Consider the following 24,686-nt stretch of genomic DNA (forward strand, 5'->3'; position numbering starts at 1 on the left):
CTCGATGTTACGGGCGCATGGTCCAAGGCTGTGTGCGGAAACAGCCGGCGCGCGGCGAACTACAGGGCAAACGTTGTCTGATGTGGTCCCTAGTGCGATGCGCCAGAAATTTTGATGGTTAGTTCTGCTCTGTTTTCTGGCTGTCGGTTGCGACCTTGGTGAGGTAGTCGGCGAGGGAGTTGAGAATCTCGTCGGCGGTCTTGGTCCAGGTGAAGGGCCGTGGGTTTTCATTCCAGGTATCGATCCACGCGGTGATGTCGTCCTCCAGGGCCTTCACGGAGGTGTGGACGCCGCGGCGGATGAGTTTGTCGGTCAGCAGGCCGAACCACCGCTCGACCTGGTTCATCCAGGAGGAGCCGGTCGGGGTGAAGTGGACGTGGAAGCGGGGGTGTTTACCGAGCCACGTCCTGATCTCGGCGGTGTTGTGGGTGGCGTAGTTGTCACACACCAAGTGCACGTCGAGTCCGGTGGGCACGGCCTTGTCGATCCGGACCAGGAACTTCTTGAACTCAATCGCACGGTGGCGGCGGTGGAGTTGGGATATGACGGTGCCGTCGGCGATGTTGAAGGCGGCGAACAGGCTGGTGATGCCGTGCCGGTAGTAGTCATGGGTGCGGCGTTCGGGCATGCCCGGCATCATCGGCAGGACTGGTTGCGAGCGGTCCAGCGCCTGGATCTGGCTCTTCTCATCGACGCAGAGCACGACCGCCTTCTCGGGCGGGTGGTGGTACAGGCCGACGACATCGACGACCTTGGCGACGAACTGCGGGTCGGTGGACAGTTTGAAGGAGTCCTGCAGGTGGGGCTTGAGGTCGAACCTCTTCCAGATCCGGCCGATGGTCGACTTCGACAGACCGGTGCGCTGAGCCATCGAGGCCCGTGACCAGTGCGTGTCCCTGCCCGCAGTCGACTCCAGGGTGGCCACGATGACCTCCTCGACCCGGTCGAGCAGGATCGAGGGCGGCCGGCCCGAGCGGGGTTCGTCATGCAGGCCCTCGATGCGTTTCGCGATGAACCGGGCCCGCCAGCGGTCCACGGTCGACCTGTCGATGCCGAGATCGGCCGCGGCCTGCTGGTTCGTTCCACCCTCCGCGCAGCGCAGCACGATCTTCGCTCGTAACGCGAGGAACTGCGCGGTCTTCGCCCGCCGTGCCCACTGCGTCAGCTGGCTCCGCTCAGCCTCGTCCAGCACCAGGTCGGCCTTCGGCCGGCCAATCCAGCCGGCATCCTCAAGCCCGGCCATCCGCTCTGCGGCGAACGCCCGACGCCACTTGCCCACCGTCTTGGACCCAACGCCAATGACCCGTGCCACCCCTGCGTTTGACATGCCATCAGCACACGCCAGGATGATCCGGGCCTTCTCAGCCGATCGCCGGTCCGGCAGCCCCGCCCGGCGCACCAACTCGGCACGCTCGTCCTCGGACAGCGTGATCTCCACAGCGGAAGGCCCCGGATGCGACATGCCAACAGCGTAGTAACTAACCATCAGAACTTCTGGCGCATCACACTAGCGAGATGTATTGATCACCCCGCAGGGGACTCGGCGGGGAACCCGGGGGCGTGCGATGCGGTGGCAGAGTGGGCCCTCGGTCGACCCGGTTCGGTAGTTGCGCGTAGCCCGAGAACGGGCGGAACGCCTCGCGGTGGACCGCCCCGCCTCCGCTCCTCGCTCGCCCGTCGTCCGGGGCGCCGCCGTGCGGTCGTCGCGCTCTGCACCTGCGTGCGCGGTCGGTGCCATCAGCCCCCGCCAGGCGTTTTACGCTTTCGTCATGGACACATCCTTTTCTGCCCTGGCCATTTTCGTGCTGGCCGCCAGCGTGCTCGCCTCCACCTTTGACCGTCGCACCAAGCCGCTGGAGCGGCGGATGGCGCGGCTGGAGCAGAAGGTGGATTTGCTGATGGCCCACCTCGGGGTGGAGGAGCCGGTGGACCCGCGGATGGCGGAGGTCGACGCGCTGCTGGCGCAGGACAAGAAGATCGCGGCGATCAAGGTCTACCGCGAGGTGACCGGTGAGGGGCTCGCGGAGGCGAAGGCGGCGGTCGAGCGCCGGATGCGGTGAGCCCGCGCCGGGAAGAGGATGGCCGTTAGGGACGCGGGACCCCGACCCACCCCATGCCCAGCAGGGAGCGAGCGCCGATGTCAGCGAACCGAGCGACCGAAGCGACCGAAGAGACCGGAGCGGCTGAAGGGGCGGAAGCGGCCGGCGGTGGTCGGGGCGCCCCCGATACCTACGACGTGATCGTGCTGGGCGGCGGGCCGACCGGTGAGAACCTCGCCGACCGGGTGCACGCCGCCGGCCTGAGCGCGCTGCTGGTGGAGCACGAACTCGTGGGCGGGGAGTGCTCGTACTGGGCCTGTATGCCCAGCAAGGCGCTGCTGCGTCCGGTCACCGCCCGTTCCGAGGCGCGCCGGGTGCCGGGGCTGAAGGACGCGGCCGCCGGGCCCCTGGACGCGTCCGCGGTCCTCGCCCACCGGGACGCGGCCGCCGCCTACTGGAAGGACGACGGACAGGTCCGCTGGCTGGACTCGGCCGGGATCGACCTGGTGCGCGGCCGGGCGCGGCTCGTCGGGCCACGACGGGTGACCGTGGACGACGGGCGGACGTTCACCGCCCGGCACGCGGTCGCGGTGTGCACCGGCAGTCGCCCGGTGCTGCCGGACGTCCCCGGGCTGGCCGCGGCCAAGCCGTGGACCAGTCGCGATGCCACCAGCGCCAAGACCGTGCCGGGCCGGCTGGTGATCGTCGGTGGCGGGGTGGTGGGCGTCGAGATGGCGACCGCCTGGCGGGCGCTGGGCGCCTCGGTGACGCTCCTGGTGCGCGGCGACGGGCTGCTGCCCCGGATGGAGCCGTTCGCCGGCCATCTGGTCGCCGAGTCGCTGGCCGAGGCGGGCGTGTTCCTGCGGACCGGCGTGGAGGTGAGCGAGGTGCGCCGGGAGGCGCCCGGCGGCCCGGTCACCGTCCTCCTGGACACCGGGGACGAGATCGTCGCCGACGAGCTGCTGATCGCGGCGGGCCGCGCGCCGCGCACCGAGGACCTGGGGCTGGAGACCGTCGGCCTGACGCCCGGCGCCTGGCTGGACGTCGACGACACCCTGCGGGTCACCGGCGTGCCCGGCGGCTGGCTGTACGGCGCCGGCGACGTCAACCACCGCGCCCTCCTCACCCATCAGGGCAAGTACCAGGCCCGGATCGCCGGCGCCGCGATCGCCGCCCGGGCCCGCGGGGTGCCGCTCCTGGAGACCGACCACTGGGGCGCGCACGTCGCCACCGCGGACCGGCACGCCGTCCCGCAGGTGGTCTTCAGCGACCCCGAGGCCGCGGCGGTGGGCCTCTCCGCCGCCGAGGCCGAACGCGCCGGCCACCGGGTCCGCGTCGTCGACTACGACGTGGGCGCGGTGGCCGGCGCGTTCCTGTACGCCGAGGGCTACCGCGGCCGCGCCCGGATGGTCGTCGACGTGGACCGCGAGGTGCTGCTGGGCGCCACCTTCGTCGGGCCGGGCGTCGGCGAACTGCTGCACTCGGCCACCGTCGCGGTCGCCGGCGAGGTCCCGATCGAACGCCTCTGGCACGCGGTCCCCGCCTATCCGACGATCAGCGAGGTCTGGCTCCGGTTGCTGGAGGCGTACCGCGGCGACTGAGCGGCGGACCGGCTCCGGGCGGACGGGCGCCGGGCCAGCGGCCGCCGGGCGGACGGCCGTCGGGTGGACGGTCACCAAGTGGCGGACCGAGACCACCGCTACGCCCCTGGCTCGGGGAACTCCTCCGACGGCCAGGGGCCGTTCGGCCCGGCGTCGTCCCGGGAGGCCAGCGCGAGCAGCGCACTCAGCCCTTTGTCGATGCCCAGGTGCACGCTCTCGGAGCCCGGCGGCACGATCCGCAGGGTGCGCTCCAGCCAGGCCGACACCGCGGCGGCCGGCGCCTCCAGCAGCGCGTCGCCGTCCGGCGAGGTCAGCGCCATGCAGACCAGGCTGCGGCCGTCCAGTTTCGTCGGCCAGACCCGTACGTCGCCCTCGCCGGACGGCCGGAACACGCCCTCGACGAGCAGTTCGCGGGCGAACGTCCAGTGGACGGGGGAGTCCGACCCGACGTGGAAGGCGACGTGGACGGCATAGGGGTCGTCGGTCCGGTAGGTCAACCGGGCCGGTACCGGAATGCTTCGCTCCGGCGATAGGACCAGACCCAGTTCCAGCTCTCGTTCCACCACGGTGTGCATGGGTTTCCGCCTCTCTTCAACACCTGCGCGGGGGCCCGTGTGCGGGCCCGCACAGGGAGAGAGCGGGTGGCGGCCGGACTCTTACACGACTTCGGGCAACTTTTTTCCAGGAGTTGCCGACGGCTGCTGGGGCAGGGGAGGAACACGGTTACGACCCGGGGTCTGATAGATGTGGACGCCGCGTTGCGGCAGACTGCACCCCGACACCCACCAGGCCGAGAACAGATACGGGACTTCGGACATGAGCGCCCCTACCTCAGGATCCGCCGGCGGCAGCCCCACGCCAGGCTTCTACCCGGACCCGTCCATCCCCGGCTACATCCGGTACTGGAACGGTGCCGCATGGGTGCCGGGCACCAGTCGTCCGGCCCCCGCCGAGGGCGAGCCGATGCCCGCGCCGCCGCCCGGCGTGGCCCCCGCACCCGCCACCGTCGAGGAGACCGGTCCGGTCTTCCTGGACGAGGCGGACCCGGCCGTTCGCCCCCGCGGCGAGGCCGAGGTCCCCGGCGCGAGCTGGGACGATCCGGCGCGACTGCACGGCACCAGCCCGGAGGCGGCGGCCTCTTGGCACGCCGACGCCTCCCGGCAGGCCGGCTTCGGCGAGGACGGCCGGATCTCCTGGGGCGCCTCCGGCCAGCCCCCCGCCGGCACCCCGGCCGGCGGCGCAGCCTGGGGCGGACTCCCGCCGCAGCGCGCCGCGGAGACCGACGAGGCCGCCTCCGGGGCCGCGCCCGGCACCCCGGGCCCGCGCACGCCGGACGCCCCGGCCGACGGGACGGTCGCGTTCCGTGCCGTCAACCCGGGGGCCCGCCGCGGGTCCGGCGATCAGGGGACCACCGCGATCCGCGCGGTGCGGCCCGGGAACCCGCCCGGTAACGCGCCGGCGAAGCCGCCCGCCGCGGACCAGGGCACCACCGCCTTCCGCGCCGTCCGGCCGGACGCCGGCGAGGGCGGCCGACCCGCCGCCAAGAACGAGACGATGGCCTTCCGGCTCCCGGCGGGCGACCGGCCCAAGGCCGGCCCGGCCGGCGGCGGCGCGCCCCAGGCCCTGCCCTCCACCGGGGCACCGGCCCAGCAGGCGGCCCGCCCGGTCCAGCCGCCGGCCGCCCAGCAGCCGCCGGCCGCCCAGCAGCCGCCGGCCGCCCAGCAGCCCCCGGCTGCCGCGGCGCCCACGCCCGGTTTCCCGCCGCAGGGCGGTGCCTCCGGCGACGACGGCGTCATCCCCTGGAAGCCGCCGACCACCGATGTCTTCTTCGCCGCCGCACAGGCCGCGCAGGGCCATCCGGCGCCGCTCGGCCGCCGGCTCGCGGCCCGGCTGATCGACACCCTGGTGCTGGCCCTGGTCACCCTCGCGGTGGCGCTGCCCATGTGGTCCACGGTCACCGACCACCTCGACGCCAAGGTCGAGGCGGCCAAGCAGTCCGGCCGTCAGGTGACGGTGTACTTGGTCGACGGCACCACCACCCCGGTCTACCTCGCCATCCTGGCCGTCATCCTGATCGGCGGCGGCCTCTACGAGGTGCTGCCGACCCTCAAGTGGGGCCGCACGCTGGGCAAGAAGCTCTGCGGTGTGCGGGTGCTGGACATCGAGAGCCACGACACCCCGGCGCTGGCGCAGACCATCAAGCGCTGGCTGGTCTACGGCGTGCTCGGGGTCGTCGTGGTCGGCGTGGTCAACGCCCTGTGGTGCCTGTTCGACCAGCCGTGGCGGCAGTGCTGGCACGACAAGGTGGCCCGCACCTTCGTCGCCTCCGACGCGACGTCCGACTGACCGTCACCCGGTCGTTGCCCGGGCCGTCACCCGCCCTGACGGCCCGGGTACCCCGATCGGACGTCGGCGGATGCGGCGCCCGTCCGCAAGGGGTCGACTCGGGCCATGAGTACCGACCAGCCCCGGCCCGGCCCCGGTGAACCACCGGAGCACGACCCGTTCCTGAAGCAGCCGCAGGAGCCCCCGGCGGGCGGCGCTCCGCACGACGGCGCACCGCGCAACGGCTCCCCGTACGGCGCCGGCCCGGGCGAGGGCGCCGGCACCCCGCCCCCTGGCGGTGCACCGCCCCCTGGTGGCCCGCCCCCCGGTGGCCCGCCTCCGGGTGGCCCGCCGCCCCCGAAGCCCCCGCCGCCGCCCGGCGCCGGCCCCTACGGTGGTCCCTACGGCGGTGCGGGGGAGTACGGGGCCGATCCCCTCGCCGGAATGCCGCCGTTGGCCAACCGCGGTAAGCGCCTGCTGGCGCGGATCATCGACGCGATCATCATCGGTCTTCCGGTCACCCTGATCATGAACGCGATCGTTGGCTGGGTGGACTACTTCAGCACCAGCAGCGTGGAGACCAGCAAGCAGGCGACGGTGTCCGGCGTGACGATGCTGGCGTATCTGATCTACGAGGGGCTGATGCTGACCAGCCGCGGTCAGACGCTCGGCAAGATGGCGATGCGGATCCGGGTCGCGATGCTCTCCGACGGTGCCATCCCGACCCCGCAGGCCGGTTGGACCCGGGCCGCCGTCTACACGCTGCCGGAGATCGTCCCGTGCTGCGGCTTCGTCTTCTGGCTGGTCAACGTCCTGTGGTGCACCTGGGACAAGCCGTATCAGCAGTGCCTGCACGACAAGGCCGCCAGGACCGTGGTGGTCGCCACGGACTGAGGTGTCGCGGAACGGCGCGCGACGGTCAATGAATTGACGAAGTATCAGATATCGGCGGTGTGCTCGCCGACCCGGGCGCCGGCCCGCCGTCGCGGCAACTGCTCGGCCGGGGTCGGCACGGCCCGCAGTGGGACGGGGCGGGCCGGGGCCGCGGCGCTCCCGCCGCCCCGGCGCACCACCCGCGACATCCCCGGCATCGGCACCGTCATCGCGACCAACAGCCCGAGCCCGAGGCCGGCCAGCGCGATGACCGCGACCCCGATCCCGGTCTGCGTCTGCGAGAGCAGCAGCATCGCGAGGGTGGAGAGAAAGACGGTGGCCGAACCGTAGACGAGCTGGGTGGCGGTCGGACGAGGCATGGCGGAATCCGTCCTCGGAGGGTCGGCGGGGGTGTCGGGCGTCCGGCGGCGCGCCACCGAACGAGCCTACGGTCCCTTGTGCCCGAGCGGAACGGTAGGTAAGCGTGACCTAACCCACCGGCTCGGAGCACGGGGGCGCACGGGGTGGTCGCGGATCGGTGCGACAAGTCGCCCCGGGTGGCGTCCGACCTGCTGATGACGGGGGCGCATGCCCGTCAGGCATATACCCCCAGTCTCCCTACCGCGTTCCGCCGATCCGCCGGGCTATGCGGAACCTGTGCGTCCGCTGTCCGATAGCTGTGACACGCAAGCCGGATAACGTACTTGGGAGTTCGCACACACGTCAAGATCTGTCTTTTCTTCCCCACATCCGGTCGAATGCCCTCCAGCATTGGCCAGTTGATGGGGAGGACTTGACCAAGTGAGAAAGCACCGAAGACTGTTCGGGACGGCCGCCCTGGCCACCGCGCTCGCCGCGACCGGGGCGGCCGTTCTCTCTCCCGGGGTGGCCGCCGCCGACACCACCCGGCCCGCCGCGTCCGCCGTCCGCACGGACCCGGCGCCCGAGCGGGCCGACGCCCACGACCTCAAGGGCCCCTTCAGCGACCGGCAGAAGGCGCAGCGCACCGAGGCGGTCCAACAGGTCATATCCGGCGACGCCCAGGCGACCGAACGCAACGGCTCCAAGGTCGTCAAGCTCGGCAAGGGCAAGTACGTCGAACTGGCCCGGGAGAAGACCGACAAGATCTTCACCATCCTCGTGGACTTCGGGGACAAGGTCGACGACACCACGATGTACGACCCGGACGGCGACGGGCCGCTGCCCCCGGTCAAGAAGTACGGCGGCACCCCCGGCCCGGCGCACAACCAGATAGCCAAGCCGGACCGCACCAAGGACAACAGCACCGCCTGGCAACCGGACTTCAACCGGCAGCACTTCCAGGACCTGTACTTCTCGCACGACAAGAAGAAGGAGTCGCTGGCCAAGTACTACGAGCGGCAGTCCTCGGGCCGCTACTCCGTCGACGGCCAGGTCTCCGACTGGGTCCGGGTCCCGTGGAACGAGGCCCGCTACGGCTCCAACTACTGCGGCTCCACCAACTGCCCCAGCGCCTGGGACCTGATCCGCGACGCGGTCAACCAGTGGGTCACCGACCAGAAGGCCAAGGGCCGCACCGACGCCCAGATCAAGGCCGACCTCGCCCAGTACGACCAGTGGGACCGCAACGACTACAACCACAACGGCAACTTCAACGAGCCCGACGGGTACCTCGACCACTTCCAGATCGTGCACGCCGGTGAGGACGAGTCGGCCGGCGGCGGCGCCCAGAAGACCGACGCCATCTGGGCGCACCGCTGGTACGCGTACGGCACCGACGCCGGCAAGACGGGTCCCGCGGGCAACAAGGCCGGCGGCACCCAGATCGGCGACACCGGCTTCTGGGTCGGCGACTACACCATGCAGCCCGAGAACGGCGGACTCGGCGTCTTCGCCCACGAGTACGGCCACGACCTGGGCCTGCCGGACGAGTACGACACCACCGGCAAGGGCGAATCCTCGGTGGACTTCTGGTCGTTGATGTCGGCCGGCTCCTGGCTCGGCCGCGGCAAGGACGCCATCGGTGACCTGCCCGGCGACATGAGCGCCTGGGACAAGCTCCAACTGGGCTGGCTCAACTACGCCAAGGCCAAGGCCGCGACGCCGTCCCGGCACACCCTGGGCGTCGCCGAGTACAACACCAAGAACAAGCAGGCACTGGTCGTCGACCTGCCCGCGAAGAAGGTCACCACCGAGATCGTCAAGCCCGCCGAGGGCGCCACGCAGTGGTGGAGCGGGATGGGCGACGACCTGTCCAACACCCTGACCCGGACCGTGGACCTCACCGGCAAGTCCCACGCGGCGCTCACCCTCAAGGGATGGTGGGACACCGAGAAGGACTTCGACTACGTCTACGCCGAGGTCTCCACGGACGACGGCGCCAACTGGACGCCCCTGGACGGCACCGCGAACGGCGCGGCCCTCCCGCGCGACGCCTCCGGCAAGCCCGCGCTGAGCGGCACCGTCACCACCCACCAGGACCTGGCCTTCCCGCTGGACGCCTACGCCGGCAAGAAGATCGGCCTCCGCTTCCGCTACCAGACCGACGGCGGCGTCGCCCAGAAGGGCTTCACCGCGGACGCCCTCACCCTCACCGCCGACGGCACCCCGCTCTTCACCGACGACGCCGAACACGGCGACAACGGCTGGACCAGCAAGGGCTTCACGCGGATCGGCGCGTCCTTCACCAAGGACTACCCGCAGTACTACCTTGCCGAGAACCGCCAGTACGTCTCCTACGACAAGACCCTCAAGTCCGGCCCGTACAACTTCGGTTGGAAGACCGCCCGGCCGGGCTGGGTCGAGCACTTCCCGTTCCAGAACGGCGTGCTGATCTGGCTCTGGGACACCTCGCAGCGGGACAACAACGTGGGCGTGCACCCCGGCGTCGGGCGGATCCTCCCGGTCGACGCGCACCCGGGGGCCGAGCGCTGGGCCGACGGCACCCTGATGCGCAACCGCTTCCAGTCCTACGACTCGACCTTCACCGGCGCCCGGACGGACGCCCTCACCCTCCACAAGGACGGTGCCGCGGTGAAGATCGCGTCGAAGCCCGGCGTGCGGGTCTTCGACGACCGCAACGGCGTCTACTACGACAAGGCGAACCCGACCGGCGGTGTGATCGTTCCTGACACCAACACCAAGATCGCGATCACCAAGGAGGCCAAGGACGGCTCCACGGTGAACCTCACGGTGGGCCCTGCGAGTAAGTAAAAAGTAAAAATCGCAGGTCACAGCGTTATCGGTCGCCACCCCCTAGCGGGCGGCGGCCGATAAGGGTTTAGATGCGTCCTACAGTTCCTTGTTGACGCCGAGTCTCACGGGGGAGATATGACGATGACCAGAGGCGGCTTCATCAGGCTTCCCGGCGGAAGCGTGGTGGTCGCCCTCTCGCTGCCCAGACCGGGCCACGGCCCACTCTGCGGGCCGTACGACGGCGGCTGCCGCATCCGGGTCCTGGTGCACGCCGTGAACCGCCAGCGCGCCCTGACCAGGCTGCGCAACCTCGGACTGCGCGCCGTCTACCTGCGCGGCAACACCGAGCCGCCGACCCCCGACGAGATCACCGCGGTGCTCCACCACCCCGACGGCCTGGTCTGGCGCGAGGCCCCCGACGACGACACCGAGTCCTGGCACCCGATACGGGCCCTCCTGCGGCAGAAGGTCGGCTCGCCGGCACCCGCCAGCCCGTCCGGCGTGTGAGGACGAGCGGCCGCCGAGCCGCGGAACGGGCCCCTCAGCCGCCGGCCACCACCGGTTTGCCGGTCAGCTCCGCGCCCGCCGCGCGAAGCTCCTCCAGCGCCGCCTCGGTGGTCTGCGGGGCGACGCCCGCCGTCAGGTCCAGCAGGACCCGGGTGCGCAGGCCCTCGGCCAGCGCGTCCAGGGCGGTGGCGCGGACGCAGTGGTCGGTGGCGATCCCGACCACGTCGACCTCGGTGACGCCCCGCTCCCGCAGCCACTGGGCGAGCGGTGTGCCGTGCTCGTCCGCACCCTCGAAACCGCTGTACGCGGCCGCGTGGGCGCCCTTGGAGAACACCGCGTCGACCGCGCCGGAGGCGAGGGCCGGCGCGAAGTTCGGGTGGAAGCCGCCGCCCTCGGTGCCGGCCACGCAGTGCACGGGCCAGGACGTGCGGTAGTCGGGCTGGTCGGAGAAGTGGTCGCCGGGGTCGATGTGGTGGTCACGGGTGGCCACCACGTGGCGGTAGCCGCTGCCGGCCGCGGCGCCCACCAGATCGGTGATGGCCGCCGCGACGTCCGCGCCGCCCGTCACCGCGAGGCTGCCGCCCTCGCAGAAGTCGTTCTGTACGTCGACGACGATCAGTGCCCGGTGCATGGTGCGTGCCTTCCGGCCGGAGGTTCGAGGGGCGCGAGACGTGGTGTGACCGAGGGTAGCCACTGGGGGCGGGCGGCGGGAGGGGCGGGCACGGGCCCGCCGCAACGGACCCGCCGCCCGCCGGGGCTCAGACGAATTCGGTGGGCAGCACCGGCTCCCCGCGGGACAGCTGCGTCGCCGACAGCGGCAGCCCGGCGCGGGCCGCGATATGCCGGTTCCGGGCCGCGTCCAGCGGCTCCCGAGCCACTACCTTGCCGCCGCTGACCAGCGGTACCTGGAGCAGCTGGTCGGTCAGCTCGGCCGGCACCGGGCCGGTGCCGACCACCTCGGCCTCCGCCACCCCGTCCTCGTCCAGCCGGCGCGCCGCCCACTTGCGGCCGCCGACCGAGGACTTGGCGCCCATCGACTTCTTCGCCACCGGCCGCAGCGGCGTGCCCGGCTCGTTGCTGTCCGCCCGCGCGACCAGCTTGTAGACCATCGAGCAGGTCGGATGCCCGCTGCCGGTGACCAGCTGGGTGCCGACGCCGTACGCGTCCACCGGCGCGGCGGCGAGCGACGCGATGGCGTACTCGTCCAGGTCGCTGGTGACCACGATCTTGGTCTTGGTCGCGCCCAGCTCGTCCAGCTGCTGGCGCACCCGGTGCGCGATCAGCAGCAGGTCACCGGAGTCGATCCGGACCGCGCCCAGGCCGGGGCCGGCCACCTCCACGGCGGTGCGCACCGCCGTGGTGACGTCGAAGGTGTCCACCAGCAGCGTGGTCCCGCTGCCCAGCGTGTCGACCTGTGCGGTGAAGGCGTCCCGCTCGCTGTCGTGCAGCAGGGTGAAGGCGTGCGCGCTGGTGCCGACGGTGGGGATGTTGTAGCGGAAGCCGGCCGCCAGGTCGGAGGTGACGTGGAAGCCGCCGACGTACGCGGCGCGGGCCGCGGCCACCGCCGAGAGCTCGTGGGTGCGTCGGGCACCCATCTCCATCAGCGGCCGGTCGCCGGCCGCCACCGCCATCCGGGACGCCGCCGCGGCCACCGCCGAATCGTGGTTGAGGATCGACAGGATCGCCGTCTCCAGCACCACCGCCTCGGCGAAGGTGCCCTCGACGCGCATGATCGGCGAGCCGGGGAAGTAGACCTCGCCCTCTGGGTAGCCCCAGATGTCGCCGCGGAAGCGGTAGTCGGCCAGCCAGTCCAGCGTCGGCTCGTCGAGGATGCCGCGCTCTTGCAGGAAGCCCAGGATCGTGTCGTCGAAGCGGAAGTTCTCCACCGCGTCCAGCACCCGCCCGGTGCCCGCCACCACGCCGTAGCGGCGGCCCTCGGGGAGTCGCCGGGTGAAGACCTCGAAGACCGACCGACGGTCCGCGGTCCCGGACCGCAACGCGGCCTGCAGCATGGTGAGTTCGTACTGGTCGGTGAAGAGTGCCGTCGACGGCACGGCCACCGGCAGCCCCAGGTCTGCTGTGTTCATGGGGGAGATGCTACCCCCAATACTCGTCACTTTGACGATAGTAGGCCCGGGAGGTGCCCGTCGGCCGGGCGCCGCGCCAGCACGGCCCGCGCCGGGGCCGTTTGTGCGTCCCCCGCCCCTGGGTGGCAGCATGGGCCCTGTGAGCGCCCACCCGTCACCCACGAGCACCCTCCGGCCGCACTGCGGCAGCCTCAGCGTTCCGGTCGAGACCGAGCGCCCGGAGGCGAGTGAGGCACCCTTCGCGGTGCCGTCGCCCGATACCCCATGGGTCACGATCGTTCACAACGACCCCGTGAATCTCATGAGCTATGTCTCCTACGTCTTCCAGACGTACTTCGGCTACTCCAAGGACAAGGCACACCAGCTGATGCTCGACGTCCATCACAAAGGCCGCGCGGTCGTCTCCAGCGGCAGCCGCGAGGAAATGGAACGCGACGTGCAGGCCATGCACGGCTACGGCCTGTGGGCGACCCTCCAGCAGGACCGCGGATGACCGGCCAGTTCGAACCGTTGCCCGGCGGCGGCGCGGCCGCCCCGCTCGACGAGGTCGAGATCTCCATCCTGCGCAGCCTCGCCGTCCAGTTGCTGGAACTGGTCGGCCCGGGTACGGAGCCGGCCGGCTCCAGCGAGGACGACATGCTGGCGGCGCTCTTCGCCGAGGGCCCCAGTGAGCCGCCGTCCGACCCGGTGCTGGCCCGTCTCTTCCCCGACGCCTACGGCGGCCCCGACCTCGTACCGGACGACGACATCTGCGCCGCCTCCGCGGAGTTCCGCCGCTTCACCGAGAACGACCTGCGGGCCCGCAAGCGCGAGGATGCCCTGGCGCTGGTCCGGGCGCTGGACGCGCTGTCGGCCGAGAGCGGGGGCGCGGTGCTGCGGCTCAAGCCGGACGAGTGCCGGCAGTGGCTCGGTGCGCTCAACGACCTGCGGCTGGCCATCGGCACCCGGCTGGAGGTCACCGACGAGGACGACGGCGGGGAACTGCTGCGGCTGCCGGACAGCGATCCGCGCAAGCCGATGGTGCTGGCCTACTTCTGGCTGGGCGGCCTCCAGGAGACGCTCGTCGAGGCGCTGACGGGCTGACGGGCCCACGGGCCGACGGGCCGATGGCGGTCCGGCCGGGCGGCGCCGGCGCAAACCGGGGCGCAAGGGGCTGATCGTCTACCCCGCGTTCGCTCAGCGGAGGCTCAAATCCGGATAACGATCGCGTTACCGACCCTGTGTGCTGTGCTGTAGATTTCGCCTTTTGTCCTGATTCCGCTGTGGGATGGCTCACGCCGAGTCTGGTCGATCTCCGGCGGGCCGTGATAAAAGTTCTCGACCTGCCGTCAGCGACGCCACCCCTGTCGCTGCGGGAGCGCTGAGCCGGCCGACCGTCGGCGTGCAGGAACTCCATCCGGGGGGATCGGGACCCGATCCGGAAAGAACCGGGTCGGTATGGAGAAAGGCGCACCACTCATGACCTCTGTGCAGGTCGACAAGAATCGCGACGGCAACGAGGCCGCTGGCCAAGCCCCCGAAGAGGGCTACCAGCGGGGTCTGGGCAATCGCCAGATCCAGATGATCGCCATTGGTGGCGCCATCGGTACCGGTCTGTTCCTCGGAGCAGGCAAGGCCATTTCCAAGGCCGGACCGAGCATCATCCTGGCGTACGCCATCGTCGGTCTGGTCATCTTTTTCATCATGCGGGCCCTGGGCGAACTGCTCATGTACCGGCCCGTCTCCGGCTCGTTCTCCGAGTACGGCCGGGAATTCCTCGGCCCGTTCATCGGGTTCGTCACGGGCTGGACCTATTGGCTCTTCTGGGTCGTCACCAGCATCACCGAAGTGACCGCCGCGGCCACCTATGTCCAATATTGGAACAAAGGCATACCCCAATGGGTCTCGGCGTTGGTCTTCACCATCGCGCTCTTCGGTATCAACCTGATCTCGGTGAAGCTCTTCGGTGAACTGGAATTCTGGTTCTCGATGGTCAAGGTCACCGCGATCATCGGCATGATCCTGATCGGCATCGGCGTTATCACGCTCGGCTTCTCCAAGGCCGGCGACACCGCGTCGTTCAGCCTTCTGTGGAGCCACGGCGGCTTCTTCCCCAAGGGCATCGGCGGCACGCTGATGACGCTCCAGATCGTGATGTTCGCCTTCCTCGCCGTCGAACTCGTCGGCGTCACCGCGGGCGAGGCGAACGACCCGAAGAAGGTGCTCCCCAAGGCCATCAACACCGTGCCGTGGCGGATCGGCCTCTTCTACATCGGCTCGCTCATCATCATCCTGTCCGTCGTCAGCTGGACGTACTTCAAGCCGGGCGTCAGCCCCTTCGTCGCGGCCTTCGCCAAGATCGGCCTGCCGGCCGGTGCGGGCATCGTCAACTTCGTCGTGCTGACCGCGGCGCTGTCCTCGGCCAACTCCGGCATGTACTCCACCGGCCGGATGCTGCGCGACCTGGCGCTCAACGGCCAGGGCCCGAAGCTCTTCACCAGGCTCAGCAAGACCGGCCTGCCCACCTGGGGCACCGCCGTCTCGGCCGCCATGATGCTGTTCGGCGTCTACATCAACTACCAGTGGCCCAGCGACGCGTTCAACTACGTCGTCTCCTTCGCCACGATCTCCGGTATGTGGGCGTGGATCGTCATCCTGCTCTCGCAGCTGCGCTACCGGGCCAAGGCGAACCGCGGTGAGCTGCCGCAGTCCGAGTTCAAGGCCCCCGGCGCCCCGTACACCTCGCTCTTCGCGCTGGCCTTCATCGGCATGGTGATCGTGATGATGGGCATCGACCCGGACGCCCGGATCTCGCTCTACGCGGCTCCCCTGTGGGCGGTCATCCTGGGCGTGGGCTACGTGGCGATCAAGCGCCGGGACGCCGCACAGCTGTCCCGGACGCCCGCGGAGCCGGCCGAGAAGGGCTGACATCCCGCGGGAAACCGGCGGGAAATCCTCCGGCTGTCCAGCATTCGGGCCCGTGCGTACCACTCTTCGGTACGCACGGGCCCGCTGTCTATTCTTGGCCGCATGCTGACCCTCACCAAGGCCCTCCACGACCAGATCGTCGCGCACGCCCGCCAGGACCATCCCGACGAGGCCTGCGGCGTGGTCGCGGGCCCGGCCGGCAGCGGCCGCCCCGAGCGGTTCATCCCGATGCTCAACGCCGCCCGCTCGCCCACGTTCTACGAGTTCGACTCCGCCGATCTCCTCAAGCTCTACCGCGAGATGGACGACCGGGACGAGGAACCGGTCATCGTCTACCACTCGCACACCGCCACCGAGGCGTACCCCTCGCGCACCGACCTCACCTACGCCAACGAGCCCGGCGCGCACTACGTCCTGGTCTCCACCGCCGACACCGACGACGCCGGCCCCTTCCAGTTCCGCTCGTTCCGCATCGTGGACGGCGAGGTCACCGAGGAAGAGGTCCGGATCGTCGAGAGCTACGCCTGAGAAGTGCCGAGTGGCCGACCTCATGCCGGAGCCGGTCGGCGGCCGTGACCTGGGGGTTCACCCTCGGTCATGGTGCGTACGGAAGACCGGGCCCACCCCGCGTCCCACCTGTCGTACAGCGAACGTCCGCATCATGGGACGAGGTTCCAGAACCCGGACCGGGAATCGATACGATGACCGCATGGTTGAGCATGTCGTGTGGGGAGTGAGCGAGCAGCGGCCGGGCGTGCAGCCGCACGCCCCGCTCGCCACGCGCCGCTCCGCCTCCGCACTCCTGGGCGCCTTCGGCTGCGGAGCCGCCCGGCTGCACATCGACCTGTGCCGCCTGTCCAGCGCCATCTGTCCGCGCTGCGCCGCGAGCTGACCGCCGCCGGCCCGCGGCGTCATGCCGCACCCGCCCCGCACGGGCCCCGCGCCGTCCGGCGCCCCGCACCTCCCGCACCGCCGCGGTACACCGCTCACGCACCGCCCGCACACCGCCCCCGCATCCCGAACTCCGACAGGAGCACTCCCATGGCCATCGAGGTCCGCATCCCGACCATCCTGCGCAGCTACACCGACGGCCAGAAGGCCGTCGCGGGCAGCGGCGCGACTCTCGACGAACTCTTCAAGGACCTGGACGGCCGGCACGCCGGGATCCGCGAGCGCCTGGTCGACGACGGTGGGGAGCTGCGCCGCTTCGTGAACGTCTACCTCAACGACGAGGACGTGCGCTTCCTCGCCGGCATCACCACCGAGCTCGGCGACGGCGACAGCGTGACGATCCTGCCGGCCGTGGCCGGTGGAAGGGTCTGACAGACGTGCGGTACGACTCCCCGCTGGCGGCGGTCGGGAACACCCCTCTCGTCCGCCTCCCGCACCTCTCGCCCTCCGAGGACGTCCGCATCTGGGCGAAGCTGGAGGACCGCAACCCCACGGGTTCCGTCAAGGACCGGCCCGCGCTCCACATGATCGAGCAGGCCGAGAAGGCCGGCCGGCTCACCCCCGGCTGCACGATCCTGGAGCCCACCAGCGGCAACACCGGCATCTCGCTCGCCATGGCGGCCAAGCTCAAGGGCTACCGCATCGTCTGCGTGATGCCGGAGAACACCTCCGCCGAGCGGCGTGAACTGCTCGCCATGTGGGGCGCCGAGATCATCCCCTCGCCCGCGGCGGGCGGCTCCAACACCGCCGTGAGGGTCGCCAAGGAGCTCGCCGCCGAGCACCCCGACTGGGTGATGCTCTACCAGTACGGCAACCCCGACAACGCCGGCGCCCACTACGCCACCACCGGCCCCGAGATCCTCGCCGACCTGCCCTCGGTCACCCACTTCGTGGCCGGTCTGGGCACCACCGGCACCCTGATGGGCGTCGGCCGCTACCTGCGCGAGCACGTCCCCGGCGTCCAGATCGTCGCCGCCGAACCCCGCTACGACGACATCGTCTACGGCCTGCGCAACCTCGACGAGGGCTTCATCCCCGAGCTCTACGACGAGACCGTCCTGACCACCCGTTTCTCCGTCGGTTCCGAGGACGCGGTCCGCCGCACCCGTGAACTCCTCGCGACGGAAGGCATCTTCGCCGGCATCTCCACCGGCGCGGCGCTGCACGCCGCCCTCGGCGTGGCCCGTAAGGCGGTCCGGGCCGGTGCGTCCGCGGACATCGTCTTCGTCGTCGCCGACGGCGGTTGGAAGTACCTCTCCACCGGCGTCTACACCGCCGAGTCGACCGAGGCGGCGATCGCGACGCTGCACGGGCAGCTCTGGGCGTAGGCCCCGGGATCACCAGGGGGTGGCTGCCGGCGTCCGCCGGAGCCACCCCCTGGTGCGTCGGCCCGCGGCGGGCGCGGCCCGGCCGACTTTCCGCCCACCGGAAGCCCGGCCCGCGGCCCGCCGCCGAACCCCCACCCGGACTGGTGATTCCGCCCACAGCTCGCCCCACCTAAGGCGCCACACGCCCCTTCGCGCCTTACGCTCGTGGGCACCGCACCGACCGCCACGGACCCGGCAGCAGCCCGGCACGGCACCGCCGGGACACACCGCAGGGGACCGCCGGCCGCCGCCCTCCCCCAGCCCATGGAGGTTCACGCCCGCATGAAGCTCACCGTCGTCGGATGCTCGGGGTCGTTCCCCTCCATGGAATCGGCCTGTTCGAGCTACCTCCTGGAGGCCGACGGCTTCAGGCTGCTCCTCGACATGGGCAATGGCGCCCTCGGCGAGTTGCAGCGCCACTGCGGTCTCTACGACCTGGACGCCATCCTCCTGTCGCACCTGCACGCCGATCACTGCATCGACCTGTGCGGTTACTTCGTCGTCCGCTACTACCGCCCGGACGGCAGCCGCTGCGCGCCGCTGCCGCTCCACGGGCCGGCCGGCACCGAACGCCGACTCACCGTCGCCCACGCCGACCTGCCGCACGAGGCGGCGATGAGCGAGGTCTTCGACTTCCGCACGCTGACCCCCGGCACCGTGACCATCGGCCCGTTCACCGTCCGCGCGGAACGGGTCAGCCACCCCGTCGAGGCGTACGGCTTCCGCATCGAGCACGGCGGCCGCACCCTGACGTACTCCGGCGACACCGGTCCCTGCGAGGCGCTGGACGGCCTCGCCGAGGGCACCGACCTCTTCCTGTGCGAGGCGTCCTTCACCCACGGCAAGGAGGACATCCCCGACCTCCACCTCAACGGCCGGGAGGCCGGCGAGCACGCCCGGCAGGCCGGTGCGAAGCGGCTGGTGCTGACCCACATCCCGCCGTGGACCGACCCGGACATCAGCGTCCGCGACGCCCAGAAGGTCTACGACGGACCGGTCGAGGTCGCCAAGGCCGGCGCGGTCTACGAGGTCTGAGCCGCTCCGGCCTTCCGTGCGCGCAGAGTTGGCGCCGGGGGGAGAAGAAAACCGGGTCCCCCGTCGTCTGCGGACGGGGGACCCGGTTTTCAGGGGCTACTGCCGGTGCGGCCTACTTGGCCTCGGCCTTCTGCAGCTCCGCCAGTTCCTCGTCGGACTCGCGGCCCGGCGTGGGGAGGTTGAACTTGGTGATGGCGAAGCGGAAGACCACGTAGTAGAGCACCGCGAAGCACAGGCCCACCAGGGCGAGGCCCCACGGGTTGGACGCGATGCCCAGGTTGAGGAGGTAGTCGATCGCGCCGGCCGAGAAGCCGAAGCCGTCCTTCATCCCCAGCGCCCAGGTCAGCGCCATCGAGACGCCGGTGAGCACGGCGTGGATCGCGTACAGGACCGGCGCGATGAACATGAAGGTGAACTCGATCGGCTCGGTCACACCGGTGACGAACGCGGTGAGCGCGAGCGAGAGCATCATGCCGCCGACGACCTTGCGGCGCTCGGGGCGCGCGCAGTGGACGATCGCGAGGCAGGCGGCCGGCAGGGCGAACATCATGATCGGGAAGAACCCGGTCATGAACTGTCCGGCGGAGGGGTCGCCGGCGAGGAAGCGCGCGATGTCGCCGTGCTTGCCGTGGTAGTCGCCCGCCTGGAGCCACGGGAAGGAGTTCAGCAGGTGGTGCATGCCGACCGGGATCAGCGCGCGGTTGGCGACACCGAAGATGCCCGCGCCCACGGCGCCCGAACCGACCAGCCACTGACCGAAGTTGTGCAGCCCGGTGCCGAGCACCGGCCAGATGAGGCCGAAGACGATGCCGATGGCCAGGCCGGCGAAGGCCGACAGGATCGGCACGAGCCGGCGGCCGCCGAAGAAGCCCAGCCAGTCGGGCAGCTTCTTGCGGTAGAAGCGCTGGTAGAGCAGCGCCACGACGAGTCCCATCACGACACCGCCGAGGACGCCGGCGTTGACCGGTGCGTCGTTCATGACGATCTTGCCGTCGACGACCGCGGCGACCTTCGGCAGGTTCTTGTCGGTGAAGGTGGCGAGCACCTTCTGGAAGACCAGGTAACCGGTCACCGCGGCCAGCGCGGTCGAGCCGTCCGACTTCTTCGCGTAGCCGATCGCGATGCCGACGGCGAACAGCAGCGGCATGTTGTCGAGGATCGCGCCGCCGCCGGCGGCCATATAGCTGGCGATCTTGGTGATGACCGTCGGGAACGACTCCCGGCCGAGCATGTCACTGTTGCCTAGGCGGACAAGCAGGGCGGCTGCGGGCAGCACGGCGACCGGCAGCATGAGGCTGCGGCCGATGCGCTGCATGACAGCCATCGCGCCGGAACCCTTCTTCTTGTCGGCCGCGGGAGCGGCACTGGCCGTGGACACAACTTCCTCCAGTGGGCAAGACGCCGCCCGGGTCAAGGGGTGGGGGGCGGTGGCGTCTCGGGGGACTCGGCCAGAATGGCCGCATGGTCTACACCCGTGAGTGGTGTAGACCTGTTGTAGCACGGGGGAGGCGGTGCGAGGAACCCACGGAACGCACGATCCCTTTCATGGCGTGCCAAACCGCCGCAAACGCTGCGGAAGCGGAGCGGCGGGGCACGTCCGGAACCGGGGCGTCCACCCCCGGCCGCGGCCGGACCCGGGTGCGGGGCCTACGCGACGTTCTCCCGCTCCATCGCGTCCCCCACCTCGTCCGGCTCCCGGCCGGGGGTCGGTAGGTCGAACACGGTGATCGCCAGACGGAAGAGCACGTAGTAGACCACCGCGAAACCCAGCCCGATCGGAATGATCAGCCACGGTTTGGTCGCCAACCCCCAATTGATGACGTAGTCGATCAGCCCCGCCGAGAAACTGAAGCTGTCGTGCACCCCCAGCGCCCAGCACACCGCCATCGACACACCCGTCAGCACCGCGTGGATCCCGTACAGCACCGGCGCGATGAACAGGAACGAGTACTCCACCGGCTCGGTCACCCCGGTCACGAACGAGGTCAGCCCGACCGACAGCATCATTCCGGCCACCTCCTTGCGGCGGTGCGGCCGGGCGCAGTGCGCGATCGCCAGCGCCGCGGCCGGCAGCGCGAACATCATGATCGGGAAGAATCCGGTGGTGAACTGGCCCGCCGTCGGATCGCCCGCCAGGAACCGGTTGATGTCGCCGTGCACCACCGTCCCGTCCGGTTTGGTGAAGTTCCCGAACTGGAACCACAGGAACGTGTTCAGGAACTGGTGCAGCCCCACCACCAGCAGCGCCCGGTTCGCCACCCCGAAGATCCCCGAACCCCACGAGCCCAGCGCCGTCAGCCACTGGCTGAAACTCGTCAGCGCGTCACCGATCGGCGGCCACACCCACAGGCAGACCACCGCGAACGCCAACCCGACGAAGGCCATCACGATCGGCACCAACCGCCGCCCGTTGAAGAAGCCCAGCCAGTCCACCAGCTTCACCCGGTGCAACCGCTGCCAGAACCACGCGGACAGGAAGCCCATCACGATGCCGCCGAAGACCCCCGGATTCTGGAACGTCGCCTGCGTCGCCTTCCCCTTCGCATCGACGCACACCCCGCTCCACAGCCCGGCCTGCGTGTACGCCTGTCCCGGCGGGCAGTGCACCGGGAACTGGTGCAGCACCGCGTAGTAGACGAGGAAACCGGCCACCGCCGCCAACGCCGTCGAGCCGTCCGACTTCTTCGCCATCCCGATCGCCACACCGATGCTGAACAGCAGCGGCAGCCCCAGCCCGGAATCCAGCAGCCCCCCGCCCGCCCCCAGGAACACCTTGGCGACGCTGTCCCAGCCGAGCCCCTTGTTACCGAAGACGTCCGGCTGCCCCAGCCGGTTGAGGATGCCCGCCGCCGGCAGCACCGCGATCGGCAACTGAAGGCTGCGGCCCATCTTCTGCAGGCCCTGGAAGAGGCCCGCCGTCCGGCTCTTGGTCGGGCTCGCCGGCCCCTTCCCCGGCGCCGTGCCTGCCGCGTCCGAACTCATCCGCGCCCTCCGCCTGCTCCCGGCGCCGGCCCGGCGGCGCCCGGCCCACCGCTTGCCGCATACTGGTGGTGTAGACCATTTATCGGGGTGCGTCCCGGACGCCTCCTCCGATGATCGCCATCCTTCGCCAGGTAGCGGATAAACGCCCACGGAAGTGGGCTGAACGTGCGTTACCGTGTGAAAACCGCGCGGCGGAACCGCCGACGGCCGAGACAAGCAGGAGTGGACATGGCCACCAAGGCTGAGAAGATCGTCGCCGGGCTCGGCGGACTCGACAACATCGAGGAGGTCGAGGGCTGCATCACCCGCCTCCGCACCGAGGTCAACGACGCCTCCCTCGTCGACGACGCCGCCCTCAAGGCCGCCGGCGCCCACGGCGTCGTGAAGATGGGCACTGCCATCCAGGTCGTCATCGGCACCGACGCCGACCCCATCGCCGCCGAGATCGAAGACATGATGTGAGCCACCGCTCCTGACCAGGGCCTCGTCTCTCGGTCTTCTCGGTGTTTCCGGTGTTCCCGGCACCGGAAGCACCGGAAACGAGGCCCTCCGTGTAGCCGATAGGGTCGGAGCCATGTCTCGCATCGACGGCCGCACCCCCGAACAGCTCCGCCCCGTCACCATCGAACGCGGCTGGAGCAAGCACGCCGAAGGCTCCGTCCTCGTCTCCTTCGGCGACACCAAAGTCTTCTGCACCGCCTCTGTCGCCGAAGGCGTACCGCGCTGGCGCAAGGGCACCGGCGAAGGCTGGGTCACCGCCGAATACGCGATGCTGCCCCGCTCCACCAACACCCGCGGGGACCGGGAATCCGTCCGCGGCAAGATCGGCGGCCGCACCCACGAGATCTCCCGCCTGATCGGCCGCTCGCTGCGCGCCGTCATCGACTTCAAGGCCCTCGGCGAGAACACCGTCGTCCTGGACTGCGACGTCCTCCAGGCCGACGGCGGCACCCGCACCGCCGCCATCACCGGCGCCTACGTCGCCCTCGCCGACGCCATCAGCTGGGCCCAGGGCAAGAAGCTCATCAAGCACGGCCGCCGCCCGCTCGCCGGCACCGTCAGCGCCGTGAGCGTCGGCATCGTCGACGGCGTCCCGCTCCTCGACCTCTGCTACGAGGAGGACGTCCGCGCCGAGACCGACATGAACGTCGTCTGCACCGGCGACGGCCGCTTCGTCGAGGTCCAGGGCACCGCCGAAGCCGCGCCCTTCGCCCGCGACGAACTCAACTCCCTGCTCGACCTCGCCGTCGCCGGCTGCACCTCCCTCGACGCCGCCCAGCAGGAAGCGTTGGCCCGCACCCTCTGACCGGACGCGCCCACCGGGGGAGCGGGGCCGGCACACAGCCCTCCGCCCCGCTTCCCCCGCCCTGCCTCTCCACCCGCCCGGTCAATGAGCGACCCCCGCCCCCACGCACCGGGCAACCCCCCTTCCCCGCCCTGCGTTTCCCCCCGTGCCGAGCCCGCCGTACGCCACCGCCGTACCGCACACCGCCCCGGCACCCGTACGCGTCCCCCGTACGTCCCAAGGGAAGGAACGCTCCATGGACCGCCCTCACCGCCTCCGCCCGCGCCGTCCCGCCGCCACCGCGCTCGCCGCGTTGGCCGCCGCCACCCTCGCGCTCCCGCTGCTGACCGCCTGCGGCGCCGTCCAGAAGGCCGTGGACTGCGCCAACACCGCCAGCACCCTCGTCAACGGTGTCGACCACCTCCGCACGGCCGCCGACCAGGCCCTCGACGACCCCCAGGAAGCCAACAAGGCCCTGGACGCCCTCGACACCGACCTGCGCAAGCTCGGTGCGTCCACCGACGACCCCGAGCTCACCAAGGCCGTCGCCGCGATGAACGCCGGCATCAAGGATGCCCGCAAGGCCATCGACGAGAACCGGGCCCCCGACCTCACCCCCATCGGCCAGGCGGCGAACCGGATCACCACCGCCTGCACCCCGGGCGACAAGGAATAATCGCGTCCCATGGAGTCACAAACCGGCGACCGCCCCGCAGCCCACCACCGCCTCGTCCTCGCCACCCGCAACACCGGCAAGATCGCCGAACTCCGCGCCATCCTCGCCGCGGCCGACCTCGACGTCGAACTCGTCGGCGCCGACGCCTATCCCGACGTCCCCGACGTCAAGGAAACCGGCGTCACCTTCGCCGAGAACGCCCTCCTCAAGGCGCACGCACTCGCGCAGGCCACCGGCCACCCGGCCGTCGCCGACGACTCCGGCCTCTGCGTCGACGTCCTCGGCGGCGCCCCCGGCATCTTCTCCGCCCGCTGGGCCGGCCGGCACGGCGACGACCAGGCCAACCTCGACCTGCTCCTCGCCCAGCTCTCCGACATCGCCGACGAACACCGCGCCGCGCACTTCGCCTGCGCCGCGGCCCTCGCCCTCCCCGACGGCACCGAGCGGGTCGTCGAGGGCACCCTCGACGGCATCCTCCGCCGCACCCCCGCCGGCACCGGTGGCTTCGGCTACGACCCCGTCCTCCAGCCCCACGGCGAAAGCCGGACCTGCGCCGAACTGACCCCCGCCGAGAAGAACGCCATCAGCCACCGCGGCAAGGCGTTCCGGGCGCTGGCCCCGGTGGTGCGGGAGTTGTTGGGCTAGGGCCTGTCCTGACCCACCGGACGGGCCCCGGGCCCCTGGGCCGGACCTCTACGCACGGCAACGGCCTGCGAACCAATACCTCTGGTTCGCAGGCCGTTAGTGTGCGGCGGAAGGGATTCGAACCCTCAAACCCTTAACGGGTCACTGGACCTAAACCAGCTGTGTCGCCATTGCACCACCGCCGCCAGCTGCCAGCCATGATATCGGCCCGGCGGTCGCGACGGGGTTCGGG

At 70.8% G+C, this 24,686-nt stretch carries 25 protein-coding genes and 1 tRNA gene; 18 read left to right on the plus strand and 8 right to left on the minus strand.

Annotated features, from left to right (window positions below; translation table 11 throughout):
• Positions 1-118 precede the first annotated feature (118 nt).
• Complete coding sequence (locus tag ACO0M4_RS23485) at positions 119-1,462, minus strand: IS630 family transposase (protein WP_430372899.1); 1,344 nt, start codon at positions 1,460-1,462, stop codon at positions 119-121.
• 307 nt (positions 1,463-1,769) lie between these two features.
• Between ACO0M4_RS23485 and ACO0M4_RS23490 the strand changes: the two genes are divergently transcribed.
• Complete coding sequence (locus ACO0M4_RS23490; RefSeq protein ID WP_430372900.1) at positions 1,770-2,060, plus strand: ribosomal protein L7/L12; 291 nt, start codon at positions 1,770-1,772, stop codon at positions 2,058-2,060.
• A gap of 77 nt (positions 2,061-2,137) precedes the next feature.
• Positions 2,138-3,640: a dihydrolipoyl dehydrogenase family protein gene (locus ACO0M4_RS23495; RefSeq protein WP_430372901.1), complete on the plus strand. Its 1,503-nt coding sequence runs from the start codon at positions 2,138-2,140 to the stop codon at positions 3,638-3,640.
• A gap of 98 nt (positions 3,641-3,738) precedes the next feature.
• On the opposite strand, the gene ACO0M4_RS23500 is transcribed toward ACO0M4_RS23495, so the two are convergent.
• Positions 3,739-4,215 carry an SsgA family sporulation/cell division regulator gene (locus ACO0M4_RS23500; protein ID WP_430372902.1) on the minus strand — a complete coding sequence of 159 codons (477 nt, stop codon included), beginning with the start codon at positions 4,213-4,215 and terminating at the stop codon, positions 3,739-3,741.
• Positions 4,216-4,456: 241 nt separating this feature from the next.
• Here ACO0M4_RS23500 and ACO0M4_RS23505 point away from each other — a divergent pair, with 241 nt between their 5' ends.
• Together ACO0M4_RS23505 and ACO0M4_RS23510 are read left to right on the plus strand one after the other, a co-directional pair.
• Complete coding sequence (locus tag ACO0M4_RS23505) at positions 4,457-5,986, plus strand: RDD family protein (protein WP_430372903.1); 1,530 nt, start codon at positions 4,457-4,459, stop codon at positions 5,984-5,986.
• Between the two features lie 105 nt (positions 5,987-6,091).
• On the plus strand, positions 6,092-6,859 hold the full coding sequence (locus ACO0M4_RS23510) for an RDD family protein (RefSeq protein ID WP_430372904.1): 768 nt from the start codon (positions 6,092-6,094) through the stop codon (positions 6,857-6,859).
• A 44-nt stretch (positions 6,860-6,903) separates the two neighbouring features.
• Here the strand turns inward: ACO0M4_RS23510 and ACO0M4_RS23515 are convergent, their stop codons facing one another.
• Positions 6,904-7,218, minus strand: coding sequence for a hypothetical protein (locus ACO0M4_RS23515; RefSeq protein ID WP_430372905.1), 315 nt, complete (start codon positions 7,216-7,218; stop codon positions 6,904-6,906).
• Between the two features lie 421 nt (positions 7,219-7,639).
• Here ACO0M4_RS23515 and ACO0M4_RS23520 point away from each other — a divergent pair, with 421 nt between their 5' ends.
• Together ACO0M4_RS23520 and ACO0M4_RS23525 are read left to right on the plus strand one after the other, a co-directional pair.
• Complete coding sequence (locus ACO0M4_RS23520; RefSeq protein WP_430372906.1) at positions 7,640-10,030, plus strand: immune inhibitor A domain-containing protein; 2,391 nt, start codon at positions 7,640-7,642, stop codon at positions 10,028-10,030.
• 123 nt (positions 10,031-10,153) lie between these two features.
• Positions 10,154-10,519 (plus strand): hypothetical protein, encoded by a 366-nt coding sequence (locus ACO0M4_RS23525; RefSeq protein ID WP_430373915.1) that lies wholly within the window; start codon positions 10,154-10,156, stop codon positions 10,517-10,519.
• Positions 10,520-10,553: 34 nt separating this feature from the next.
• Here ACO0M4_RS23525 and ACO0M4_RS23530 read toward each other — a convergent pair whose 3' ends face one another.
• Entirely contained in the window at positions 10,554-11,150 is a 597-nt protein-coding gene (locus ACO0M4_RS23530) for a nicotinamidase (RefSeq protein ID WP_430372907.1), read from the minus strand.
• A 127-nt stretch (positions 11,151-11,277) separates the two neighbouring features.
• On the minus strand, positions 11,278-12,606 hold the full coding sequence (locus tag ACO0M4_RS23535; protein WP_430372908.1) for a nicotinate phosphoribosyltransferase: 1,329 nt from the start codon (positions 12,604-12,606) through the stop codon (positions 11,278-11,280).
• Between the two features lie 130 nt (positions 12,607-12,736).
• Between ACO0M4_RS23535 and clpS the strand changes: the two genes are divergently transcribed.
• From clpS to ACO0M4_RS23575, 8 genes are all read left to right on the plus strand, one after another.
• Positions 12,737-13,099, plus strand: a complete 363-nt coding sequence (gene clpS / locus ACO0M4_RS23540; protein ID WP_430372909.1) for an ATP-dependent Clp protease adapter ClpS — start codon at positions 12,737-12,739, stop codon at positions 13,097-13,099.
• The gene (locus ACO0M4_RS23545; protein WP_430372910.1) at positions 13,096-13,689 is read left to right on the plus strand and encodes a DUF2017 domain-containing protein; all 594 of its coding nucleotides are present in this window, start codon (positions 13,096-13,098) and stop codon (positions 13,687-13,689) included. Before clpS ends, ACO0M4_RS23545 begins: the two co-directional genes overlap by 4 nt.
• 375 nt (positions 13,690-14,064) lie before the next feature.
• Positions 14,065-15,513, plus strand: coding sequence for an amino acid permease (locus ACO0M4_RS23550; RefSeq protein ID WP_430372911.1), 1,449 nt, complete (start codon positions 14,065-14,067; stop codon positions 15,511-15,513).
• Positions 15,514-15,615: 102 nt separating this feature from the next.
• Positions 15,616-16,041: a Mov34/MPN/PAD-1 family protein gene (locus ACO0M4_RS23555; protein WP_430372912.1), complete on the plus strand. Its 426-nt coding sequence runs from the start codon at positions 15,616-15,618 to the stop codon at positions 16,039-16,041.
• A gap of 181 nt (positions 16,042-16,222) precedes the next feature.
• Entirely contained in the window at positions 16,223-16,405 is a 183-nt protein-coding gene (locus ACO0M4_RS23560) for a putative leader peptide (protein ID WP_390025953.1), read from the plus strand.
• 149 nt (positions 16,406-16,554) lie between these two features.
• Positions 16,555-16,836: a MoaD/ThiS family protein gene (locus ACO0M4_RS23565; RefSeq protein ID WP_430372913.1), complete on the plus strand. Its 282-nt coding sequence runs from the start codon at positions 16,555-16,557 to the stop codon at positions 16,834-16,836.
• A 5-nt stretch (positions 16,837-16,841) separates the two neighbouring features.
• Positions 16,842-17,792: a PLP-dependent cysteine synthase family protein gene (locus ACO0M4_RS23570; RefSeq protein ID WP_430372914.1), complete on the plus strand. Its 951-nt coding sequence runs from the start codon at positions 16,842-16,844 to the stop codon at positions 17,790-17,792.
• 321 nt (positions 17,793-18,113) lie between these two features.
• Positions 18,114-18,866: an MBL fold metallo-hydrolase gene (locus tag ACO0M4_RS23575; protein ID WP_430372915.1), complete on the plus strand. Its 753-nt coding sequence runs from the start codon at positions 18,114-18,116 to the stop codon at positions 18,864-18,866.
• A 112-nt stretch (positions 18,867-18,978) separates the two neighbouring features.
• Here the strand turns inward: ACO0M4_RS23575 and ACO0M4_RS23580 are convergent, their stop codons facing one another.
• Positions 18,979-20,244 (minus strand): PTS transporter subunit EIIC, encoded by a 1,266-nt coding sequence (locus ACO0M4_RS23580; protein WP_430372916.1) that lies wholly within the window; start codon positions 20,242-20,244, stop codon positions 18,979-18,981.
• 269 nt (positions 20,245-20,513) lie between these two features.
• The gene (locus tag ACO0M4_RS23585; protein ID WP_430372917.1) at positions 20,514-21,848 is read right to left on the minus strand and encodes a PTS transporter subunit EIIC; all 1,335 of its coding nucleotides are present in this window, start codon (positions 21,846-21,848) and stop codon (positions 20,514-20,516) included.
• 222 nt (positions 21,849-22,070) lie between these two features.
• On the opposite strand from ACO0M4_RS23585, the gene ACO0M4_RS23590 reads away from it, so the two are divergent.
• From ACO0M4_RS23590 to rdgB, 4 genes are all read left to right on the plus strand, one after another.
• On the plus strand, positions 22,071-22,310 hold the full coding sequence (locus ACO0M4_RS23590; protein ID WP_073442409.1) for a glucose PTS transporter subunit EIIB: 240 nt from the start codon (positions 22,071-22,073) through the stop codon (positions 22,308-22,310).
• Positions 22,311-22,422: 112 nt separating this feature from the next.
• Complete coding sequence (gene rph, locus ACO0M4_RS23595) at positions 22,423-23,154, plus strand: ribonuclease PH (protein WP_430372918.1); 732 nt, start codon at positions 22,423-22,425, stop codon at positions 23,152-23,154.
• 235 nt (positions 23,155-23,389) lie between these two features.
• Complete coding sequence (locus ACO0M4_RS23600; RefSeq protein ID WP_430372919.1) at positions 23,390-23,809, plus strand: hypothetical protein; 420 nt, start codon at positions 23,390-23,392, stop codon at positions 23,807-23,809.
• Positions 23,810-23,818: 9 nt separating this feature from the next.
• Positions 23,819-24,454 carry an RdgB/HAM1 family non-canonical purine NTP pyrophosphatase gene (gene rdgB / locus ACO0M4_RS23605; protein WP_430372920.1) on the plus strand — a complete coding sequence of 212 codons (636 nt, stop codon included), beginning with the start codon at positions 23,819-23,821 and terminating at the stop codon, positions 24,452-24,454.
• Positions 24,455-24,556: 102 nt separating this feature from the next.
• On the opposite strand, the gene ACO0M4_RS23610 is transcribed toward rdgB, so the two are convergent.
• Positions 24,557-24,639, minus strand: a tRNA-Leu gene (locus tag ACO0M4_RS23610).
• Positions 24,640-24,686 lie beyond the last annotated feature (47 nt).

The organism is Streptomyces sp. RGM 3693 (assembly GCF_050471125.1).
In the GTDB taxonomy this organism is placed as follows: domain Bacteria; phylum Actinomycetota; class Actinomycetes; order Streptomycetales; family Streptomycetaceae; genus Streptomyces.

Coding starts and splice junctions, on each gene's coding strand:
- ACO0M4_RS23550 (WP_430372911.1), top strand. CDS start 14,065: ATGACCTCTGTGCAGGTCGACAAGAATCGCGACGGCAACGAGGCCGCT.
- ACO0M4_RS23585 (WP_430372917.1), bottom strand. CDS start 21,848: ATGAGTTCGGACGCGGCAGGCACGGCGCCGGGGAAGGGGCCGGCGAGC.
- ACO0M4_RS23515 (WP_430372905.1), bottom strand. CDS start 7,218: ATGCCTCGTCCGACCGCCACCCAGCTCGTCTACGGTTCGGCCACCGTC.
- ACO0M4_RS23500 (WP_430372902.1), bottom strand. CDS start 4,215: ATGCACACCGTGGTGGAACGAGAGCTGGAACTGGGTCTGGTCCTATCG.
- ACO0M4_RS23525 (WP_430373915.1), top strand. CDS start 10,154: ATGACCAGAGGCGGCTTCATCAGGCTTCCCGGCGGAAGCGTGGTGGTC.
- ACO0M4_RS23565 (WP_430372913.1), top strand. CDS start 16,555: ATGGCCATCGAGGTCCGCATCCCGACCATCCTGCGCAGCTACACCGAC.
- rph (WP_430372918.1), top strand. CDS start 22,423: ATGTCTCGCATCGACGGCCGCACCCCCGAACAGCTCCGCCCCGTCACC.
- ACO0M4_RS23485 (WP_430372899.1), bottom strand. CDS start 1,462: ATGTCGCATCCGGGGCCTTCCGCTGTGGAGATCACGCTGTCCGAGGAC.
- ACO0M4_RS23560 (WP_390025953.1), top strand. CDS start 16,223: ATGGTTGAGCATGTCGTGTGGGGAGTGAGCGAGCAGCGGCCGGGCGTG.
- ACO0M4_RS23555 (WP_430372912.1), top strand. CDS start 15,616: ATGCTGACCCTCACCAAGGCCCTCCACGACCAGATCGTCGCGCACGCC.
- ACO0M4_RS23505 (WP_430372903.1), top strand. CDS start 4,457: ATGAGCGCCCCTACCTCAGGATCCGCCGGCGGCAGCCCCACGCCAGGC.
- ACO0M4_RS23600 (WP_430372919.1), top strand. CDS start 23,390: ATGGACCGCCCTCACCGCCTCCGCCCGCGCCGTCCCGCCGCCACCGCG.
- ACO0M4_RS23495 (WP_430372901.1), top strand. CDS start 2,138: ATGTCAGCGAACCGAGCGACCGAAGCGACCGAAGAGACCGGAGCGGCT.
- clpS (WP_430372909.1), top strand. CDS start 12,737: ATGGGCCCTGTGAGCGCCCACCCGTCACCCACGAGCACCCTCCGGCCG.
- ACO0M4_RS23530 (WP_430372907.1), bottom strand. CDS start 11,150: ATGCACCGGGCACTGATCGTCGTCGACGTACAGAACGACTTCTGCGAG.
- rdgB (WP_430372920.1), top strand. CDS start 23,819: ATGGAGTCACAAACCGGCGACCGCCCCGCAGCCCACCACCGCCTCGTC.
- ACO0M4_RS23535 (WP_430372908.1), bottom strand. CDS start 12,606: ATGAACACAGCAGACCTGGGGCTGCCGGTGGCCGTGCCGTCGACGGCA.
- ACO0M4_RS23545 (WP_430372910.1), top strand. CDS start 13,096: ATGACCGGCCAGTTCGAACCGTTGCCCGGCGGCGGCGCGGCCGCCCCG.
- ACO0M4_RS23575 (WP_430372915.1), top strand. CDS start 18,114: ATGAAGCTCACCGTCGTCGGATGCTCGGGGTCGTTCCCCTCCATGGAA.
- ACO0M4_RS23490 (WP_430372900.1), top strand. CDS start 1,770: ATGGACACATCCTTTTCTGCCCTGGCCATTTTCGTGCTGGCCGCCAGC.
- ACO0M4_RS23510 (WP_430372904.1), top strand. CDS start 6,092: ATGAGTACCGACCAGCCCCGGCCCGGCCCCGGTGAACCACCGGAGCAC.